This is a genomic window from Flavobacterium tagetis (assembly GCF_016735615.1).
Classification (GTDB): Bacteria; Bacteroidota; Bacteroidia; order Flavobacteriales; family Flavobacteriaceae; genus Flavobacterium; species Flavobacterium tagetis.
In genome coordinates this window covers 510,131-527,380 of the sequence record NZ_JAERSF010000001.1, presented here as the reverse complement: position 1 = coordinate 527,380, position 17,250 = coordinate 510,131, and the positions used below count along the sequence as shown (strand labels likewise).

The window sequence follows — 17,250 nt, the reverse complement described above, 5'->3', positions numbered from 1 at the left end:
CGTTTTTTAAATTATTTTTAATTTATAACGTAATAGTTGTTGTTAAACTAATGTAATATACGTTTTTTTTAATTAACATTTTTGTAACATTTTTTTTTCAAAATTAAAGTATTGTAAATTAATTAATTATGCAATAGATGTTGTGTTTTTGTAGTGTGTTAAAATTTAATTTGAAGTGTTTTTGTAAAGAAATTTAATCTAATACTTATTAAAATTTAACATTATAATTGCATTAAATTACTAATTAATTAACCAAAATTTTTAGAAAAATGAAATTGACAAAATTATTTATTTTTTGTGTTTTGTCATTACTGTTTTCTGTTGTCGCATTAGCTCAGGATGTGACTGTAAATGGAATCATTAATGATGAAAGTGGATTACCCGTCCCAGGTGCGACGGTTTTAGTAAAGGGAACCAATAAAGCAACTGCATCTGACTTTGATGGGAAATTTCAGATTAGTGCTCCCTCTAACGGAACTTTGACAATTAGTTTCGTTGGTTTTGAAACTGTAAATGAGGTGATAGCGGGCAAAACAAAGCTTACTATTGTTCTTAAAGCAGTATCTCAAAGCTTAAATGAAGTGGTAGTTATCGGATACGGTACACAAAAGAAAGCTTTGATTACTGGTGCTTCTACAAACTTAAAAGGAGAAACACTAAAGGAATTGAATACTGGATCGGCTATGGAAGCTCTTCAAGGTATTGCGCCAGGTATTAGTATTACAAGAAATAGTGGTGCGCCAGGAGCTGGTACAAAAGTCGTTATTCGTGGTATTGGTACAATTGGATCTTCAAATCCGTTGTATATCGTAGATGGAGTTGCTGTTGGAGATATAGATTATCTAAGCCCTTCAGACATTGAATCTATAGATGTTCTTAAAGATGCGGCTTCTGCTGCAATCTATGGTTCTAGAGCGGCAAATGGGGTCGTTTTGGTAACTACCGTTAAAGGACGTAAAGGAAGACCAGCTAGAATTTCTTATGATACATATTTTGGAATTCAAAACATCTACAAAAATCTGGATCCTTTGAACGCACAAGAATATATGTACATTCAAGATGAAGGAAGAGTTAACGACGGACTTGCTCCAAACGATTGGAAAGCGATGTTAACTAGCAACGACTGGCTAGAGAGAAATTATCCGGGAGCAGGAACGCAGCTTGGAGAAGAGATCTGGAATAAATTGCAAAACGGCTGGACAGGAACTAATTGGATAAATGAAATGTCTAAAAAAGATGCTCCTGTAGTAAATCATTCTATTAACATTACAGGTGGAACTGAAGATATTACGTATTCATTTGGGGTTTCCTATTTTGATCAAGACGGTATACTAGGTGGAAATATCGTAGATGCTGGTTTTAAAAGATTAACTACTAGGATGAATACGCAAATGGTTTTGAAGAAGAATGAAAGCCATAACATCATTACTATTGGAGAAAATGTAACTTATACTAATATTCAAAAAAGAGATGTTTCAAATGGAAATATTTACGGGAATGATTTGCACAATGCTCTTACACAAAACCCGTTACAACCTGCTTATTGGCAAACAGCGATTGACAGAAATATAAATGAATATGGATTTACTCCAACATTGGATGGATTAAATACAAATCAGACCAATCCTTTAGCGGTAATGTATTATAGAAGTAATTACAATTACCCAAAAGATCATAAAATTATTGGTAACGTATTTTTAGAGATTGAGCCAATTTCTAACTTAAGATTTAAAACGGTTTACGGAATTGATTCATGGTTTGGTTATAACAGAACGATGAACCCAACATACCATTTAGGAGTGCTTTACGATGATGCAGTTGATGGAGCTACACAATCTCAATATTTTGGTGCAAACTCAACTTGGACAAATACTCTTGCATACCAAAAACAAATAGGAAATCATAATATTAATGCTGTAATTGGTACAGAGCTATGGAAAAGAATTGTTGAAAATAATATATACGGTTCAAGAAATGGTTTGTCGTTTCCTAATGATCCAAAATATGCTTATTTAGACAATACGAAAAGTCCAAGTTCTATAGCAGATATTAATACGACAGGTTTTGATAAAGCTGCCGGTGGAGGTGCAATTATGTCTTATTTTGCACGTGCACAATATGATTATAAAGAAAAGTACCTTCTTTCTGCTGTTATACGTCGTGACGGATCTTCCAATTTTGCCAAAGGCTATCAGTATGGTAATTTCCCATCAGTGGCTGCTGGATGGGTTTTAAGCAAGGAGGATTTCATGGCTGGTACTTCAAAATACCTTGATTTCTTGAAGTTGAGAGCAAGCTGGGGACAAAATGGGAACCAATATACAGATTATGCTTTCTATTATACATCTAGTATTAAATATGCTTTTCCTGGTTACTTTTTTGGAGATACTAAACCGGTTTCTGGCCAGACTGCATATCCTGCCTCAGTACCTAATCCAACAGTTAGCTGGGAAACATCTGAACAGCTAGATTTAGGATTAGACGCAAGTTTTTTCAATTCAAGATTAGGAGTAACATTTGACTGGTATAAGAAAACAACTAGAGACTGGTTGGTTAAAGCACAGTTGCCAGGAACAGCTGGTGCTGATGATCCTTACAAAAATGGTGGGGATATTGAAAACAAAGGTTTTGAACTTTCTTTATCTTGGAAAGATAAAGCAGGGGATTTTAAATATGGTGTAACTTTAAGCGGTGCTTTTAACAAAAATGAAGTTACAAGGATTGACAATGGAAATGGTATAATTAATGGTTTGCCTCACGTTTTATCACAAGGAACATCAGAAATTTCTAGAGCGCAAGTAGGTTATCCAATCGGGTCTTTCTACGGTTTTAAAACAGCTGGAATTTTGCAGAACCAACAAGAAGCTGATGCTTATGTAGGACCTACAGGCCAGCCGTATTTTAGTGACCAACGTCCTGGAGATGTTCGTTTTGTTGACCAAAATAACGATGGTGTTATTGATGAAAAAGATAAAGTAATTCTTGGAGATCCAAATGCAAATTTCCAATTAGGAATCCAATTAAACTTTGAGTACAAAAATATTTATCTGAACACAACAATGGCTGGTAAATATGGTATGCAGGTGATGCAATCGTACAGATCATTTGCTGATAGTCCAAAACAAAACTATACTTCAGATGTATTTGATCGTTGGCACGGAGAGGGAACTTCAAACAAAATGCCTCGTTTAAGTTCTGTGTCAAATAGAAATACAAATTATATTTCGGATATCTACATGCACAATGCTGATTATTTAAGAATTAACAATTTAACAGTAGGTTATAATTTTAATGAATTATTGAAAGACATTAAATTTATTTCAAATCTTAAATTCTACGTTGCTGTAAATAACTTATACACATTTACAAAGTATGATGGTATGGATCCAGAAGTACGTTGGGGAGGAGATAATACAAACTATTCATGGGCTTCAGGAGTAGATTTAGGTTTATATCCACAATCTAGAACAGTAATGTTTGGATTAAGTGCAGATTTTTAATATTAAAACATTGACAATGAAAAAACTAAGATATATAGTAGCAATTTCAGCAATTTTTGCAGTGTATGGCTGTAATGATGAACTGGATACGGAGAACCTTTCAGAAAAAAGTTTAACTAGTTTTTATAAATCTCCTACTGATATAGACGAAGCAATGGCAGGTATTTACAATGCTATCTATACAGCCAATGTTCATAGTGAAGAACAAGTAGCGGCAAACTTGATGGACAATATGATGCTTGGCGGGGGAGGTCCTGACGATAAATCGGCAAAATGGGTAGATAATTTTGAAGATCCTGCAGAAGATACCTATCGCGATATGTGGAGACAATCATATAACGGAATTTCGAGAGCAAATGCCATTATTGAAAAAGTTCCAGATGCAGATTTCTCTAAGTATTTTGATACACCACAACTAGCAGATGACTTTAAAAAGCAAGCTCTTGGAGAAGCTTTGTTTATGAGAGCTTTCTTTTACTTCAGATTAGCAAAATTCTTTGGTGGAGTACCATTGGTTATAAAATATGATGGAGATAGATTAGTTGCTAGATCGACTTATAGTGAGACATTCGCACAAATCGCATCTGATTTAAAACTAGCCATTGAAACTATGCCTTCTACACCGTTTACTAGCATTCCGACTGCAAGATATGGTCACGCTAATAAATGGGTTGCGGAAGCATATTTAGGACGTGTGTTTTTGTTTTATACAGGTTACATGAGTAATATCGAAAAGCAAGCAACGGCAGATTTACCTCTTGTTGGAGGCGGTACTTTAACTGCAACACAAGTTGCGACTTATTTAGATGATTGCATCAATAATAGTGGTTATAAGCTAGCCTCTGATTTTAGAAACCTTTGGCCATACTCTTACGTAAACAAAAGTGCTAAAAATGACAATTTACTGCCTTGGGCTACAGCAGAAGGCTTATCATGGGTAGGTCAAGATGGTGCTACACCAACATTTGGAACAGGAAACTTTGAAACGATGTTTATGCAAAGATATTCTTTTGGTAACTGGGATTGGACAAATGGTCAGAGTTATACTAATAGACTTGCTCTTTTTAATTCATTGCGTGGTAACTCATTAGCGCCTTTTGGAGAAGGTTGGGGATGGTGTACTGTAAATCCAAAATTATTTGCAGGATGGGATGATGCCGACCCAAGAAAAAGAGGATCTATACTTGAAGTGGGTAAAGCAGAACAAGGAACAGCTGGTTATGCAGCAGATAAAGGAGATCATGAAACAGGGTATTTTAACAAAAAATATGTTGCATTACAGCACGATAACGGTAAAGGATCATATGTTGGAATGTTTGTTCAGATGTATGATTGGAAAATTACAGATATGCAGTTAATGCATGCTCAAGACTTTATTTTTATGCGTTTTGCCGATGTATTACTAATGCATTCTGAAATTACTAAAACGCCAGACGGTATGAATGCAGTAAGAGCAAGAGCTCATCTAGGACCAGTGGGATACTCTCTTGACAATATTAAAACGGAACGCTTACATGAATTAGCTTTTGAAGGTTTGCACTGGTTTGACTTAGTTCGTTGGGGAGATGTAGATACAGCATTTAATGATGTGATTCAAGTTAGAAACTCTGGTGTTGATGCTAATTATAGTGTAAAATACAGATCTGAAACTAAAGGGTTAGTTCCGATTCCTGAAACTGAAATAAGACTATTAAATGGAGTTTATAATCAAAATCCGGGGTGGTAATATTTATTAACTATTAATAATTAGAAAGATGAAAATTCATAATATAAAATATTTACTAATTGCTGCCTTTACGTTGGTCTTTTCAGCGTGCGACCCAATTGTAGATGAGCAGCATTTAGAGAATTCTACAGATGTTGCTGGAGTTGAATTAACTTCGGCACAAAATTCTGCAAAAGGTAATACAATTACCTTAAGTATGAATACACCTGGTGTTACAGGGTACTGGGACTATAATTTAGGAAAAGCTCTTACGAATGAAGTAACTATTGTTTATCCCATTCCTGGTAAATCAACTTTTACATTCGTAGGAACTTTAGGAGGCGAATTTTTCTCAAAAACGATAGATGTACAAGTAGACAAACTGGATACTCCATTAGATCAAGATTGGTATGATTTAGTGAGTACTAACACTGCAGCTGGTAAGACATGGGTTTTTGATGGCGTTGCAGGAACAGGTGATGCCTATTGGTTTATGTCTCCTCCAGATGATCCTAGTACGGCTATGACTGCTTGGTGGAATGCGGGAGATTGTTGTCCTCCGTTAGATGTGAGTGGCAAAATGCATTTTGACTTAAATGGAGCTGCAAATTATAATCACTATCAAACAGCTTCTGCAACAGCTGAGAAGGGAAGTTTTGTTATGGATATTGCTAATAAAAAGTTATTCATTAATAATTCGAAAATTTTAGGATACGAGGCTGGAAATGCCGCTAATGAATATACTATTATTACACTTACAGAAGACAAATTAGTATTGTATGTACCAAGAAGTTTAAAAGATAAAACAACAGGTTGGACTTTTGTCTATAAGCCTGAATAATATATTTTGTGTTAGTTATTTCGAAAAAGGAAGACTAAAAAATTCCTTTTTCGAATTTCAAACCTTATTTACGCTTCATTCTAATGATGAAAGTGTATTTTAAGATTTAAACTATGGTTAGTTTAAGTTAAGTTTATTGCCTGGTGGCCCGTAATTTCGATTACGGGCTTTTTTTTGCATTAAATCAAAATTTAGTTGAATTAAATGGTTATGTGTTTTATTGATAATGAGCTTTGATAATCAAAAAGAACTCTTATTATTTGATTTTTAGGCCATATTCTGGTCAAATTCCTTTTGATTTTTATTTAAGGTAGTATTAACGGATGCTTATATGGAGAAACAAGTTGTTTTAGGTCTTATTTGTGAGCTTTTTTGGAATGGATTTCATTTTACAGACAATTGTCTTAAAAAATGTATTTCAAAATAAATCCAAACGCCAAGTTGATAAACCGTCTAAAATTGATGTTTACATCTTAGTTCTTTAAAATTGGATGTTTTTTCAATTTTTTTATGATTCAATTTCAGCATTATTCGCTTTTTCGGAGATAAAAAAAGCAGTAATTTCCTCTAAAAATTATTAAAATAAGTTTTTACTTACAATAAAAATATTGCTGATAATGTAAAAAAAGTACGGTAAAAAAATGATATTCTCAGTTTTTTAGAATTTATAAAAAAATGACATTTTATTCTTGTAATTGATTTAAAAATAGCTATTTACAGTTTGTTTACTAGCACTATCACGTTGTAGTTTTATAATTTTATTTGATTTATTTTGCTCAAAATATAATGTAGTGTTATTTTTTGATATTAACTTTTCTTTAGTACTATTTATTATTTTTTTAAAATATTTAAAATCAATTGTTTGTGTTTTTTTTGATGTGTTTTTATAATATTATTTTTTTCTTTTTGATGTGTTTTTGTAGTGAATTTTAGATATGAAAAGTAAAAATTAAGTTTTAGTATTGCATCAAATTACTAATTAATTAACCAAAATTTTTAGAAAAATGAAATTAACAAAATTACTTGTTTTTTGTATTTCATCTTTGTTATTCTCGGTTATAGCTGTGGCTCAGGATGTCACAGTAAATGGAATAATTAATGATGAAAATGGTTTGCCTGTTCCAGGCGCAACAGTTTTATTAAAAGGTACTACAAAATCTACTGCGTCAGACTTTGACGGAAAGTTCCAGATTCAAGCGCCTTCAAACGGATCATTAACAATTACTTTTATTGGTTACGCAACAGTAACTGAAGCAGTAAACGGAAGAACAAAAATTACAATTCAATTAAAACCAGAATCGCAATCTTTAAATGAGGTTGTAGTTGTTGGATATGGTACTCAAAAGAAATCTGTTGTAACTGGAGCAATCTCTAGTGTAAAATCGGCTGATCTTGAAAAAGTACCAAACGGAAGAGTTGAACAGGCTTTACAGGGTAGAGTAGCAGGGGTTTCTGTTGCTGCAGTTTCTGGACAGCCAGGAGAAAAGTCAAAAGTTCGTGTAAGAGGTATCACTACCTTTAGAGAAGGTGGAAATGATCCTTTATGGGTAGTTGATGGAATTGCTATAGATGCTGGTGCCGTTGGTTTTATCAATCAATCTGACATCGAATCTATCGAGGTTCTTAAAGATGCTGCGTCTGCTGCAATCTATGGTACTCGTGCGGCTACTGGGGTAATTTTAGTTACTACTAAAAAAGGTAAGTCAGGAAAAATTTCTGTAAACTATAATGGTTTTGCAGGTATCTCGGCTCCAGCTAAAAAATTAAATATGTTGAATGCTACTCAGTATGCAACTTTAATGAATGAAAAATCTTTAAATGATGGAGGAGGTATTAAATACGCAAATCCTGCATCTTATGGTAAAGGTACAAATTGGCAAGATGCAATTTTTAATGATTCAGCTTTTAGATATACACATGAGTTAAGTATTAGTGGAGGTGGTGAAAAATCTACTTTCTATGCTTCATTCGGAATTCAAGATCAAGAAGGTATTGTTGTTACTGATATTTCTAACTATACAAAGAAAAACTTCCGATTAAACTCAACTCACAAAATTTCTAATTATTTTACTTTTGGTCAAACTTTCGGGTACACACACCAAAAAACAAAAGGAATTGGTAACGTAAACAATGAGTTTGGAGGACCTTTAAGTTCTGCAATTAACTTAGATCCGCTTACTCCACTAGTAGTTACTGATCCTGCTGTAGCAAACTCAGGTTATTATACAAATCCAAATGTGATTAGAGATGCAAATGGAAATCCTTATGGAATTTCTTCTTTAGTACAACAAGAGATGACAAACCCTCTTGCATATACTCAAACTAGATTAGGAGGATTTGACTGGTCAGACGATTTTGTTGGTAATGCTTATTTAGAAGCTAATATTACTAGTCATTTAAAATTTAGAACAACACTTGGTGGTAAGTTGGCATATTGGGGGAATGAAATGTTTACTCCGGTTAACTTCTTAAACCCAAATATGAAAGCTGACAGAAATAACTACAATCAAAATAATGAAAAAGCACTTTCTTGGACTTTAGAAAATACTTTGTCTTATGCTAACAAATTTGGAGAACATAACGTGAGTGTTCTTGCAGGGCAAGGTGCTTACGTAGAAAATATTGGTAGTACTATAGGAACAACAATGTTCGGTCTGCCAATTACAAGCTACAAAGATGCTTCTTGGAATTTTGACATTCCTCAAACAGACAGAACAACAAGAACAAGCGATAAAGTAGAACACAAATTGGCTTCATTGTTTTTACGTGCCAACTACGATTATATGGAGAAGTATCTTTTTACTGGAATCGTTCGTCGTGATGGATCAACTCGTTTTGGTGAAAACAAAAAATGGGGAGTTTTCCCATCATTCTCTTTAGGATGGGTAGTTTCTAAAGAAGGTTTTTGGAAAGAAAACAATATAGTAAATACTTTAAAATTCCGTGGAGGTTACGGAGTAGTAGGTAATGACAATATTGAAGAATTTAAATATAGAGCTACAGTTGTAGGAGGTTACAATTATACTATTGGAAATTCAGGAGCTATCACAACTGGATACGGAAACTCTACTTTACCAAATGCAAACTTAGGTTGGGAAGAAACATCTCAAACTACTGTAGGTCTTGATGCAAAATTATTTAATGATTTTTCTCTTACACTTGATTACTACAAAAAATCAACAAAAGGAATTTTAAGAAACGTTGTAATTCCTGGATATGTTGGAGCAACTGATGCACCTTCTGCTAACATTGCAGATATGGACAACAGCGGTTTTGAGGTTGAATTAGGATATAAGAAAAGACTTGGAGAGTTTAATTTAGGTGTAAATGCAAACTTTGCTTACTTGAAAAACGAAATTACTTATGTAGGATCGTCTACTAATTTCATTGTTGGAGATGCTTCTTTCCAATCTATGGGACCTGTAACTAGAACACAAGTTGGACATTCATTTAATGAATTCTACGGATATAAAACAGCTGGGATTTTCCAAAATGAGGCAGAAGTTGCAGCATACAAAAATGCATCAGGAGACTTAATTCAGCCAAATGCTAGACCTGGAGATTTCCGTTGGGTAGATTCTAATAACGATGGAAAAATTACTGATGATGATAAACAATTCTTAGGAACAAATATCCCTAAATATACTTTCGGTTTTACAATAAACTTAGACTATAAAAACTTTGACTTTATGGCATTTACTCAAGGAGCCGCAGGAAGCAAAATTTTCCAAGGTTTAAGAAGGTTAGATGTACTTAATGCAAACTACCAGACAAAAGCTTTAGAGCGTTGGGTTGGAGAAGGAACTTCAAACGATTATCCAAGATTGACAAATAATGATCCAAATAAAAACTACACTAACATGTCTGATTTTTACTTGGAAGATGGAAATTACTTCCGTTTAAAAGTGGTAACTCTTGGATATACAATGCCAGTTAGTTTATCATCTAAAATTGGAGCTGATAAATTACGTTTTTATCTAACAGGGGAAAACTTAATCACTTTTACAAAATATACTGGATTTGATCCAGAAATTGGAGGCCAAGTTTTTGGTATAGATAAAGGAGTTTATCCACAAGCAAGATCTATTTTGTTCGGAGTTAACGTTCAATTTTAAAAAATAAAGAATCATGAAAACGATAAAATTTAAATATATATATGTGGCTGTGGCACTGGCTGTTCTAGGATCTTGCTCTGAAGATTTCGTGACCACTAACCCAGAAGGAAAATTTGACACAAGTACGTACTTTTCTAATGAGCAGCAATGCTATGCTGCTTTAGTGGGAGTTTACGATCCGATGAGAAAAAATACGGGAGGTTTTGAAAACTTAGTAGCAATGCTAAATGCTGGTTCTGATGATTTTTACGCTGGTGGAGGTAGCTCTACAGACGGAACTGGAATTCAAAATTTTTCTACGCACTCACTTTCTTCAATTACAATTCCATCAAGCTATTGGAACGATCATTACCAAGGTATTTCTAGAGCAAACTTGTTATTATTTAAATTACCAGCTGCTTCTATGAATGATGCAGTTAGAAAGAGATTTGCTGCTGAAGCAAAAACGTTGAGAGCGCTTTACTATTTTAATTTAGTAAGAATGTTCAAAAATATTGCTTTAGTTTTAGACCCATTAACTACTGAGACAATTTATACTCCTGAGCAAGTTGCACCAGAGGTAATTTATGCTCAAATAGAAAAAGATTTAACAGAAGCTATTGCAGATTTACCAAATACTGTGGTAAAAGATACTGAAGCAGGAAGATTTAACAAAGGAGCTGCCCAGGCACTTTTAGGGAAAGTGTTTTTATTTGAAGGTAAAAAACCTCAGGCAGCTGCAGTTTTAGCTGAAGTAAACGGTACTCCAGGAGCGGTAAACCAATATGGTAATAAATTATTGGATGAATATAGTGACTTATGGGTAACATCAAACAAATTCAATGAAGAATCATTAATCGAGGTATCTCATAGTAGTGCCGGTAACTCTGATTGGACATTCTGGGGACAAGGTAAAGATGAAGGAAACTCTTTAAACATCATGGTTGGACCTAGAGGTTACTCTAGACCAAAAGGTTCTGATGCACCAGATCTTCCAGCAGGATGGGCTTTCAACGTTGCGACTCAAAAATTATATGATGCTATGCAAGGTGATCCACGTTTAGGAGCTACAATTCTTGACTTAAAAGCTTTAAAAGCAGCAGGAAAAGCAGATTATATTCCAGCTTACCAAGATACTGGATATTTCTTAAACAAATATCTTCCAAGACAATCAGATGTTAGTACTGGTGGTGGTAACTCAGAGTTGAACTACAAACAAAATTCTTATGTAATTAGACTTGCAGATACTTATTTAATGGAAGCAGAAGCTTTAGGATCTGGGCCAAGAGCACAAGCTTTACTTGATGCGGTTAGAGAAAGAGTTGGATTAGCTTCTGTTCCTGTTACATTAGCAGCTATCAAGCATGAAAGAAGAATGGAATTAGCAGGTGAAGGACATAGATTCTTCGATTTAGTAAGATGGGGAGATGCTGCTGCAGCATTGTCAGATAGAGGTTTTGATGCAGGAACGGATGAAATTTTACCAATTCCGTATACAGAACTTAATGGTACTAAATTGAAACAAAATCCTAATTACCAATAGTATTTACTAATTAACCAAAGCAAAAAGAAATGAACCTAAATATGTATTTAAGAAAAAGTGTATACCTAATGCTAGCTTTAGCATTAGGAACACTAAATAGCTGTAGCGAAGAAGTTAATGAAAACCCTCTTGTAGCTACAAATGTTGATGCTTCGTTTACTATAACGCCTGTTGCAGGTGCTATGAATACTTATCTTCTAACGGCACAGCCTAAAGGAGTAATTCTTTCGCAATGGGATCTAGGCGATGGTGCGAGTAATGGAAAAATGAATCAAGTGATTTCTTTACCTGATGCAGGAACATATACTATAACGCACACAGCCGTGGGAGCTGGAGCAGCAATGGCATCTTCTTCTCAGCAAATTATAGTAGCACAAACAGACCCTGCAAAAGGAAACTTGGTGCAAGGTGGAAATTTTGCTACAGCTGCAGATCAAGCTAAATGGACAAGTGCACAATTAAGTCCGTCAGGAACGGCTTTTTGGTCTTATGGTGCTAATGGTGCTACCATTCATTTACCAGGAGGAGGAGCTCAAGAAGGTATTTATCAGGCAATCGACGTTGTAAAAGACAGAGAGTATACTATAGACATGACAATTTCTTGCCCTAGCGGTTTAGACGAGACTTGGTTTGAAGTATATGCTGGTACATCAGAGCCAAAACCAGGTGTTGAATATAATGATAACGTAGTAATGGGAATAAGTACTTGGGATGGCTGCGGAACATCTAAATTTGCAGGAAGATTGTCTGCAATTGGCTGTAAGAAAAATAAAGTAACCGGTACAGTTTCCAATGTTGTTAAATTCTCTGAAAGTGGAAAAATTTACCTTGTAATTAGATCGGGAAGTAATAAAAGTACTAATGAGCCAATTACAATCAAAAAGGTTGAGTTCAGAGGAAAATAAAAAGTTAAGTTAAGTTTAAGTTTAAGTTTGGTTGTAAATAGCCCATAATCATTATGAGTATGGGCTATTTTTTAAATCCTTCATAGGTAGAACTCGATTTTGATTTCTTCTAAACTTCAATTTAAAAACATAATAATTGGAAGCGAATGAAAAAAAATAGCCTAAAAATTTTATGCCTTTTGTTTTCTGCTGCAGCTTTTGCACAACAGCCAAAAACAAAAAAAGAGTTTACAACCAACGGCAAAAGAATAACCGTTTATACTACTGCAGAAAACTCAAAGTTACGATTGACTACAACAGATAATTTGACTTTTTCTGCCGCAAAACAACCCTTAGAAACAGAAACTTCTGTTTTTGTAGAACCAGCCAAAAAGTTTCAGACTTTTATGGGAATCGGAGGGGCAATTACAGATGCAAGTGCCGAAATATTTGCTAAACTTTCAAAAGAAAAACAAGCAGAGTTTTTAAATGCTTACTACGATCAGCAAAAAGGTATTGGCTATTCTTTGCTAAGAACAACAATTCAAAGTTCTGATTTTAGCAGTGGAAGCTATTCTTATATCGAAGAAGGAGACAAAGATCTGAAGACTTTTTCTATTGATCATGATAGACAATTTCGTATTCCTTTGATCAAACAAGCCATTCAAAAAGCAGGTGGAAAATTGACTACTTATGTAGCTCCTTGGTCACCAAATGCTTTTATGAAAAGCAACAAAAATGTATTAAAAGGAGGAACTTTACTTCCTGAATATTATCAGACATGGGCAAACTTTTATGTGAAGTTTATAAAAGCTTATGAAAAAGAAGGAATTCCGATTTGGGGAACTTCGACACAAAATGAGCCAATGGCAGTCCAGACTTGGGAATCTTGTATTTACACAGCTGAAGCAGAAAGAGATTTTATCAAAAATTACCTTGGACCAACTTTGAAAAAAGAAAACCTTGGAAATAAAAAAATCATTGTATGGGATCATAACCGTGATTTGATGAATTACCGTGCAAACGTAATTTACTCAGATCCTGAAGCATCAAAATATGTTTGGGGAATGGGATTCCACTGGTACGAAACTTGGTCAGGCGGAGCACCAATGTTTGATAATGTTGGAAAAGTAAATGAAGCTTATCCAGATAAAAAATTGATGTTCACAGAAGGATGTATCGAAAAATTTGATGCCTCGAAATATCAATTTTGGGGTAATGCAGAGCGTTACGGAATCAATATGATTCATGATTTTAATAACGGAACAGTTGCTTGGACAGACTGGAATATTCTTTTAGACCAGTTTGGAGGACCAAATCATGTTGGAAATTTCTGTTTTGCACCAATTCACGCAGATACTTCAACAGGAGAATTAATCTACACGCCGTCTTATTATTACATTGGACACTTTTCAAAGTTTATCCGTCTAGATGCTGTGCGAGTAAGTACTGCAGTAAGCAAAAGCGCTTTATTGAGTACCTCTTTTTTAAATGCTGACGGAACCATGGCCACTATTGTCATGAACCAATCAGCAAATGACCTTACCTACAATTTAATTATTGGAGATAAAAAGGCAGAAGTGAAAATTCCGCCACACGCTATACAAACACTTGTTTATTAATATTTTGTAGTAAAGTAATGAAGAGGACTAATTTGAATCATCCATTTTAGTCTTCTCTTGCTTTTTAATTTTAAAACGATTTTTTAAGCAACATGAAAGTTACCTCTCAAATATTTTTATCAGCCTTTGTCTTAATGCAATTAAGCTGTTTTACCTCGAAAATAACAGCTCAGAAAAATAATAAAATAAAGGTTTATACTACTGCCGAAAACACCAATTTGAAATTGACATTATCAAATAATTTGATTTCAAAAAACAACACTAAACAACAAAAAAACTCAACAGTATCTATTCTAGTAAATACTGAAAAGACAGACCAAACCTTTCTCGGAATAGGGGGTGCAATTACAGATGCAAGCGCTGAAGTTTTTGCAAAATTATCGCCAAAAAAACAACAGGAATTTTTAAATGCTTATTATGATAAAAATAAAGGTATTGGATATTCTTTGGCTAGAACAAATATTCACAGCTGTGATTTCAGCAGTGACAGCTATACTTATGTTTCTGAAGGAGACAAAGATTTAAAGACTTTTAATATTGACCACGATCGAAAATATAGAATTCCTTTAATCAAAAAAGCAATTGAAACAGCCGGCGGGAAACTAACCTTATTTGTTAGCCCATGGAGTCCCCCAGCTTTCATGAAAGACAATAATGATATTTTGCACGGCGGCGTTTTATTGCCTGAATTTGCACCATCTTGGGCATTGTATTATACGAAGTTTATAAAAGAATACGAAAAAGAAGGAATTCCAATCTGGGGACTAACAGTTCAGAATGAACCAATGGCTAAACAAAGATGGGAATCTTGTACTTATACTCCAGAAGCAGAAAGAGACTTTCTTAAAAATCATCTTGGACCAACTTTAGAAAAAGAAGGATTAGGGTCTAAAAATGTTATTATCTGGGATCACAATCGCGGAGACATGCTAACCAAAAGAGCCAATCTTGTTTTCTCGGATCCTGAAGTTTCTAAATATGCTTGGGGAATCGGATTTCATTGGTACGAAACGTGGAATGGTGGCCCGCCTCAATTCGAGTCTGTGGCAAAAGTTCACGAAGCATTTCCAAATAAAAACCTGCTTTTTACAGAAGGATGTATCGAAAAATTTGATGCTTCAAAATATCAGTTTTGGGGAAATGCAGAGCGTTACGGAATCAATATGATTCATGATTTTAATAATGGAACAGTTGGTTGGACAGACTGGAATATTCTTTTAGACCAGAACGGAGGTCCAAATCATGTTGGCAATTTCTGTTTTGCGCCAATCCATGCCGATACCACAAAAGATGAATTGATTTATACTCCAATGTATTATTATATTGGCCATTTCTCAAAATTCATTAGACCAAACGCAAAAAGAGTGCTTGAAACCATAAGCGACAAATCTTTATTGAGTACTTCTTTTAAAAATTCTGACGGACAATTGATTACGATCGTAATGAATCAATCTGAAAAAGAAGTTGTCTATTCTTTAGAAAATCAAAAAGGAAAAACGACAATTACTATTCCGGCACATGCTATACAGACTATTGTATACTAATTGTCGAACTAACTAAAAAACCACAGAAAATGAAGTTTAATTTAAAGAATGTCATAAAAGCGTTTTTCTTTATGGCAGTCGTAATGGCCCAAGTAAAATGCTCTTCTTCAAGTGATCCTATAGAAAACCCGCCTGTAGATCCGCCAGTTGTAAATCCTCCTGTAGTTGTTACAAATGATGTTGATTTCTGGTTGACAAAAGGAAATCAGAGTGTTTTATTGGCAAAACAACCTGGAACTTTAGGATTTGGCACAACAGCAAATGCATATGCTAATATTGAAGTTAATGCTACTCAAAAATATCAGACAATCGATGGTTTCGGGTATACCTTAACAGGAGGAAGTGTAGATGTTATAAACCAATTAAACCCAGCAAAAAGAACTGCTCTTTTACAAGAATTATTCGGGAATGGAGAAAATTCAATTGGAGTAAGTTATATCAGAATCAGTATTGGAGCTTCAGATTTAAATGCAACGCCTTTTACTTATAATGATCTTGCGGCTGGAGAAACAGATTTAAATCTAGATAAATTCAGTTTAGATAAAGACAAAAATTTAATTGCCATGTTAAAAGAAATTCTGACAATTAATCCGAAGATTTTAATATTAGCAACGCCTTGGTCTGCGCCTATTTGGATGAAAGATGTTGCTAGTTTTAAAGGTGGAAAACTGAAAACAGAATATTATAATGTTTACGCTAAATATTTTGTAAAATACATTCAGCAGATGAAAGCGGAAGGAATTACGATTGATGCCGTAACTCCTCAAAATGAACCTCTACATGACGGAAACAATCCAAGTATGTATATGTCGGCAACAGATCAGGCAAGTTTTATAAAAAACAGCTTGGGGCCTGCGTTTAAAACAGCAAATCTAAGCGTAAAAATTATTGCTTATGATCACAATTGCGATAATCCAAATTATCCAAAAACAATTTTAGCAGATGCAGATGCATTTCCTTTTGTAGACGGATCGGCTTTTCATTTATATGCTGGTGATATTAGTGCTTTAACTAATGTGTACAATTCTTATCCGACTAAAAACGTATATTTTACAGAGCAATGGACTTCTTCTGATGGGAAATTTGAAGGCGATCTAAAATGGCATCTTCGAAATGTAATTATCGGATCAATGAGAAATTACAGTAAAAATGCGTTAGAGTGGAATGTGGCAAATAATGCAAGTTTTGGACCCCATACAGATGGTGGCTGTAACATGTGTAAAGGTGCTATAACTATAACTTCAGGCGATAGTTTTGAGCGTAATGTAGCGTATTATATTATTGCACATGCTTCAAAATTTGTCCCAATGGGATCTACTAGAATCGAAAGCAATTCTGGCGGAAGCTTGCAAAATGTTGCATTTATCACGCCTTCTGGTTCTAAAGTATTAATTGTTGAAAATGATGGTGCTGCAACAGAAACTTTCAATATAAAATTTAACGGGAAATGGGTAACAACTTCGCTAGAAGCGGGATCAGTTGGAACTTATACTTGGAAATAAATTTAGAGACAATTC

General features: G+C 34.4%; 9 protein-coding genes. All 9 read left to right on the top strand.

The window, feature by feature from the left end; translation table 11 throughout:
- Positions 1-269 precede the first annotated feature (269 nt).
- The 9 genes from JI750_RS02365 (at position 270) to JI750_RS02325 (ending at position 17,235) form a co-directional block, all read left to right on the top strand.
- Positions 270-3,500, top strand: a complete 3,231-nt coding sequence (locus JI750_RS02365) for a SusC/RagA family TonB-linked outer membrane protein (RefSeq protein ID WP_201998716.1) — start codon at positions 270-272, stop codon at positions 3,498-3,500.
- A gap of 16 nt (positions 3,501-3,516) precedes the next feature.
- Positions 3,517-5,226, top strand: coding sequence for a RagB/SusD family nutrient uptake outer membrane protein (locus tag JI750_RS02360; protein ID WP_201998714.1), 1,710 nt, complete (start codon positions 3,517-3,519; stop codon positions 5,224-5,226).
- A gap of 28 nt (positions 5,227-5,254) precedes the next feature.
- The gene (locus tag JI750_RS02355; RefSeq protein WP_201998713.1) at positions 5,255-6,046 is read left to right on the top strand and encodes a hypothetical protein; all 792 of its coding nucleotides are present in this window, start codon (positions 5,255-5,257) and stop codon (positions 6,044-6,046) included.
- Between the two features lie 1,004 nt (positions 6,047-7,050).
- The gene (locus JI750_RS02350) at positions 7,051-10,161 is read left to right on the top strand and encodes a SusC/RagA family TonB-linked outer membrane protein (RefSeq protein WP_201998711.1); all 3,111 of its coding nucleotides are present in this window, start codon (positions 7,051-7,053) and stop codon (positions 10,159-10,161) included.
- 13 nt (positions 10,162-10,174) lie between these two features.
- Positions 10,175-11,683, top strand: a complete 1,509-nt coding sequence (locus JI750_RS02345) for a RagB/SusD family nutrient uptake outer membrane protein (RefSeq protein WP_201998709.1) — start codon at positions 10,175-10,177, stop codon at positions 11,681-11,683.
- A 29-nt stretch (positions 11,684-11,712) separates the two neighbouring features.
- Entirely contained in the window at positions 11,713-12,588 is an 876-nt protein-coding gene (locus JI750_RS02340) for a hypothetical protein (protein ID WP_201998708.1), read from the top strand.
- Between the two features lie 146 nt (positions 12,589-12,734).
- Complete coding sequence (locus tag JI750_RS02335; protein WP_201998706.1) at positions 12,735-14,189, top strand: glycoside hydrolase family 30 protein; 1,455 nt, start codon at positions 12,735-12,737, stop codon at positions 14,187-14,189.
- 92 nt (positions 14,190-14,281) lie between these two features.
- Positions 14,282-15,733, top strand: a complete 1,452-nt coding sequence (locus JI750_RS02330) for a glycoside hydrolase family 30 protein (protein WP_201998704.1) — start codon at positions 14,282-14,284, stop codon at positions 15,731-15,733.
- Between the two features lie 29 nt (positions 15,734-15,762).
- A complete protein-coding gene (locus JI750_RS02325) occupies positions 15,763-17,235 on the top strand; it encodes a glycoside hydrolase family 30 protein (protein ID WP_201998702.1) in 1,473 nt (490 codons plus the stop codon).
- Positions 17,236-17,250 lie beyond the last annotated feature (15 nt).